This is a genomic window from Streptomyces sp. bgisy159, from assembly GCF_057707805.1.
The window spans coordinates 1-4,519 of the sequence record NZ_JBYIQX010000096.1; the positions used below are offsets into that span (position 1 = coordinate 1).

The 4,519-nt window shown below is 64.4% G+C and carries 3 protein-coding genes and 2 pseudogenes; 4 read left to right on the forward strand and 1 reads right to left on the reverse strand.

Going from position 1 to position 4,519, the window contains the following annotated elements:
- The 3 genes and pseudogenes from AC3ET3_RS35850 to AC3ET3_RS35860 all read left to right on the forward strand — a co-directional run.
- Positions 1-1,236: pseudogene (locus tag AC3ET3_RS35850) on the forward strand (hypothetical protein); the annotation flags it as partial.
- Entirely contained in the window at positions 1,236-1,604 is a 369-nt protein-coding gene (locus tag AC3ET3_RS35855) for a toxin-antitoxin system YwqK family antitoxin (protein WP_432159193.1), read from the forward strand. The pseudogene AC3ET3_RS35850 and the gene AC3ET3_RS35855, both read left to right, overlap by 1 nt.
- A 598-nt stretch (positions 1,605-2,202) precedes the next feature.
- Positions 2,203-2,679, forward strand: coding sequence for an SUKH-3 domain-containing protein (locus tag AC3ET3_RS35860; protein WP_432159192.1), 477 nt, complete (start codon positions 2,203-2,205; stop codon positions 2,677-2,679).
- Between the two features lie 234 nt (positions 2,680-2,913).
- Here the strand turns inward: AC3ET3_RS35860 and AC3ET3_RS35865 are convergent.
- Positions 2,914-3,578: pseudogene (locus AC3ET3_RS35865) on the reverse strand (transposase).
- Between the two features lie 318 nt (positions 3,579-3,896).
- Here AC3ET3_RS35865 and AC3ET3_RS35870 point away from each other — a divergent pair.
- The gene (locus AC3ET3_RS35870; protein ID WP_432159191.1) at positions 3,897-4,265 is read left to right on the forward strand and encodes a toxin-antitoxin system YwqK family antitoxin; all 369 of its coding nucleotides are present in this window, start codon (positions 3,897-3,899) and stop codon (positions 4,263-4,265) included.
- Positions 4,266-4,519: the final 254 nt, after the last annotated feature.

The following is a 4,519-nucleotide window of genomic DNA, read 5'->3' on the forward strand; positions in this document are numbered from 1 at the left end:
AGGGAACCGGCGATGGCGGGCGCGGCCGCGCACACTCCCGAGCCCGTGCAGCACGTCAACCTGGGCAGCAGCCTGGACGACGTGGGCCGACTCGGCGAGGACGTCCCCACGTCCCCTGCCGTCCACGCCGGCGGCGACCTGCCCACCGTCCACGCCGGCGGCGACCTGCCGGGCCCCGGCACCGGGCTGGGCGACAACCTCCCCGGAGGTATGGCAGACCATCTGCCCGAGGGCAGGGTGGACGACGTCGGTCACAGCTCCACCGCCAGTCATGACTCCCCGAACAGTCATACGGGCAGTCACGGCAAAGGCCTGGATGGTTTCAACATTCACTCTGATGACGGCGGTCGTGGCGGATCCGGTACGAGTGATCAGAGCCACGGTGTGCATCACCAGCACACCTCTGAGCCCTCCCACGAGGCTCCTTCCCCCCACCATCACGCGGAAGGCGGCACCCCCCACACTCCTGACGAATCCGTTGCTGATGGGACGGACGATGTCGGCCATGCTGCGACGGAACACAAGGACGGTTCGAGCTACGGCGATGCCGATGCCGACACGCCGGAGGGGCCGGGATACGCGGACGGCTACGACCCCGCCGATGCCCTGGTGCATGAGGGAGAATTGCCCGGGGCGGGTCCAGGTGACAAATTCCTCGGGCAAGTGGATCCATCCCGTGTAGAGATCTCGGAAGGTCTCATTACGCACGTCGACGGTCGTCCGGTTGAAGAATTCATCCAGGCTCTCTCTCGGGACCGTGTGGACATCTACATCCAGGCCAAGGTCGACGGGACATTCTCCAAGGGGCAGACCGGCGCCTGTGTCGGCGCAGTAATGGACACCCGTACGGGCATGGTCTTCGAAGGCATCAACGGGCCTGGCGATGCACTGATCCCGCTGGATGATCTGCATCCACTGCTTGCTGAGCGTTACGAAGCCCTTCGGGGCAACCCACCTCACCCTGCGCAGATCTTGGAGCATGCAGAGGTGAAGGCTGCGAACCGGCTACTGTGGGAGCGTAAGAAACTGGGGCTACCGGATGATGCGAGTGCTCTGAGTGAACTCCGCGCTTCCGTATGGTTTCCTTTCAAGAAGGACTTCGATCTGGAGGTTCCTGTGCCGCCGAAGGCAGCGCCGTTCTGCGCCAATTGTGCGAATATGTTGCATGAGGTGCCGAGTTCCTTTGGGCGGTTCACTGCTTGGCCGCCCAACGCCGAGAATAAACTGCCCTGGTAATGGATATGCGACGTATTGACATCGATGACGATGAAGTCGATATCGACTTCGATCACAGGCTACTCTACGCTGGAGAGCCTTACACCGGCGAGGCCGTGGAGCACCTGGCCGGTCACCTGGTGAGCAGGGTGACCTACAGGAACGGATTCAAGGACGGTCCTTACTGCGAGTGGTACAAGGACGGCACCTTGCGTGCGGAGGGTGTCATGAAGATGGGATTCGTCTCCGGCGAGTTCAAACGCTGGCATCCGAACGGAATACTGGCCAAGCGAATGCTGAACAGTGAGGACGGGAAAACTCCTCTGGCTGAATACGAGTGGGACGAGGAAGGGTATCCGACTCGCACCTGGGAGAACGTCAAGCAATAGGGCGATTTGCAGGGTCCGCAACCCCAAGCATGCGGCTCGCGTCGGACGATGTCGGCATCTGCGGGGCGCCTGCGGGGCTGGGCCGGCGCCGGGCGGGTTGGGTGCTGTCGGCTTGAACGAGTACGCCCTCGTAGGAACCCAGCGCCAGGAGGGTCGAACGTTCCTCCCATGCTCCAGGCAAGGTTTTTCATGAAGATCGCAGACAACTTCCAGGAGTTGTGGCCGGCCCCCCTCGGAGCGTCCCGAGGGCGCTTGCGGGACAGTCTCATGGAGTTCACCTATGTTGATGAGCATGAAATTATTCAGTGTGCGAGCTCACCACGTGTCCCTGCCGGATGAATTCTTGGAACGCATCAGGGGGTCCGACTGCGTGATGCCGCCTGAGGATCTGTCGATCCTCATGGAAATCGTCAAGGATCTTCGCGGCCGACTGTGACACCGGCTCGACTGAGTGCGCCCTCGTTGGCGGTGATCCGCCGCCGTACTGGATTCTTTCATGGCAGCAGTGCGTCGCATCGATATCGAAGATCCGGAAGTGGGCAATTCACGTGCACTCCTGACAGCTCAGTGCAGCTCAGCTCACAGAACGGGAAGATCGATGGCTTCAACCGAGCCCGCGCCCTACGAGTCCGCCTGGCTGACCGAGAACGGTTGGGTTCCCGGCCGTGACATCGGTGAGCGTGCCGCGGAGCTGGTCGAGGTGCGGGTACGGGATGCTGCGAGGCAAGGCGTCGCCTTGTCGGCGTCGCCTGCCGCTGTGCGGATCGTGCGCAGCTACGGCCTGCTCCGTCTCGCGCATGAGAAGGCCGCAGGCGAGGTGTGGGTGATGAAGCCGACACCCGGCTATGAAGGGGATGCGGCGCTCATCGCGGAGCTGGCTGCCGGGTTGGGAACCGGGCTCTTCCCGGTGGGGTATGAGGAGTCCGAGCGCGGTCTTCTGCTCGTGGACGAGAAGGGGCGTTGGTTCCACCTCCATCACACGGGTGGTTACCTCCTCGGGGCGGATGAGTTCGACGCGTTCTCCCGGTTCTTGCGAGGCGTCGAGGCGCCGGATGCGGAGGACTACTTTGTCTGAAACGTTTCCGGCCGTTGCCTCATCGCTGCTGATCGACGGAACGATTACCAGCCACACCAGCCTGGTGGGGGACGGCAGCCCATGCCTGCATCCTGCTGTCCGGGCCTTCGTCGACTCGTGTTCGGACGACCGGCGTAAGTCCTTCACCGGCCGCTGTGCCGAGGTCATTCTCCGCCGGGTCGGTCAGGCCCGTTTCGCCGGCGGGCAGAGGGAGTTCGAACCAAGTGGGCGTTTTCAGCGTTGCCTCACCAGGGTGAGGACAGCTTTGGCGATGACGTTCATGCGGTTGGGGCTGATCCGGGACCTGTGGAAGATCTGCCAGGACTTCAGCCGTGCCATGCCGCGTTCGACTGGTGCTCTCGCCGCGGCCAGGGCCCAGGCGCGGTCGGCGAGGACCGGGACGCCCTGACGCTCGCATATCCGGATGATGCGGTGGGCGCGGGCCGCGGTCAGGTCGTGGGTGCGGCCCGGCAGCGCGGGCGAGATCCACAGCACCTCACCGGCGGGGTCGGTGACGACCTGGACGTTCACGCCGTGCCGGCGGTGCTTGGCCGAGTGCCGGCCCGGCTGTCGCCGATGCGGTCGCACTCGGCGAGGGTCCCGTCCAGCAGGACGAACTCCGGATCACGCTCGCGCAGAGTCTTGAGCAGGCCCGGGGCACGTTCGGCGAGCAGGGCGGTCACGCTGGTGACATACGCGTGGGCGGTGCCGACGGGTATCCCGAAGCCGGACGCGAGCCGGGTAAGGGTGTCGTGGCGGCGCAGGTACACCAGAGCGACGAGCGCCCGCTGGTGCGGCGGGAGTTTGCACCGTCGGTCGCCCTTACGGGTGACGATGAGCATCGTGGCCCACTCGACGAGGCCATGCGGGAGGTCGAGTGCGGCAGGATAGGGAACCAACAGGGCTCCTGTGCCGATGGGTTGAGACTTCGAACACCTCCCCCAACGGCACGGGAGCCTTGTGCGTTGCGGCCCTCACCTCGCCGTCACCGGCGTCACCCGATCAGTGGCCACGCTGAAAACGCTCAGTGTGCGAGCTCACACGTGTCCCTGCTGGATGAACTCTTGGAACGTATCAGGGCGTCCCACTACGCGATGCCGCCTGAAGACCTGGCGAGCCTCATGGAAATCACCAATGATCTTCGCGGCCGACTGTGACACCGGCTCGACTGAGTGCGCCCTCGTTGGCGGTGATCCGCCGCCGTACTGGATTCCCTGATGACAGCAGTGCGTCGCATCGACATCGACGACCCCGAAGTGGACATGGACGACTCGGAGCGACTGTTCCACCGAGGTGAACCGTTCACCGGCGAGGTGACCGAGCACCTCGGTGAGAGTTTGGTCAGCCTCGATAGCTACGTGGACGGCTACAAGAACGGGCTGTCCCGGGAGTGGTACAAGGACGGCACGCTCCGTTCGGAGGGGACCTTGCGGGACGGGCTGCCCGTCGGCGTGTTCAAGGAGTGGCATGCCAACGGGGTGCTCGCGGCCAGGCAGGTGTTCGCGGAGAACGGGATGACGCTCCTGGAGGACTGCTCCTGGGACGAACGCGGCCAGCCGATCCGCACATGGCGGAAGGACGGGTGAGCGGCGGTACTGGCTTCTGTGGCCGACTGGGACGGCACCGACCACGAGTGGGCCGAGGGCGGGCGGCCGCCCCCGGCCAGGGAGCGCCCCAACGACTGATACACCCCGGTAGTACCGCTATGTACCCCATGGATTGGTCACAGGTTTGTGGTGCCTCTGTGATGACGGAGGCCCCCGATTGCAGAGTGAATCGGGGAGTTGATAGGCATGGTCCGACTGTGTAGTGCACGCGTGAGGCGCGTGTAGAGGCCCTG

What these genes read in the sequence shown, in the direction of transcription:
- AC3ET3_RS35860 (WP_432159192.1), top strand. Translation starts at nt 2,203, where the DNA reads ATGGCTTCAACCGAGCCCGCGCCCTACGAGTCCGCCTGGCTGACCGAG.
- AC3ET3_RS35855 (WP_432159193.1), top strand. Translation starts at nt 1,236, where the DNA reads ATGGATATGCGACGTATTGACATCGATGACGATGAAGTCGATATCGAC.
- AC3ET3_RS35870 (WP_432159191.1), top strand. Translation starts at nt 3,897, where the DNA reads ATGACAGCAGTGCGTCGCATCGACATCGACGACCCCGAAGTGGACATG.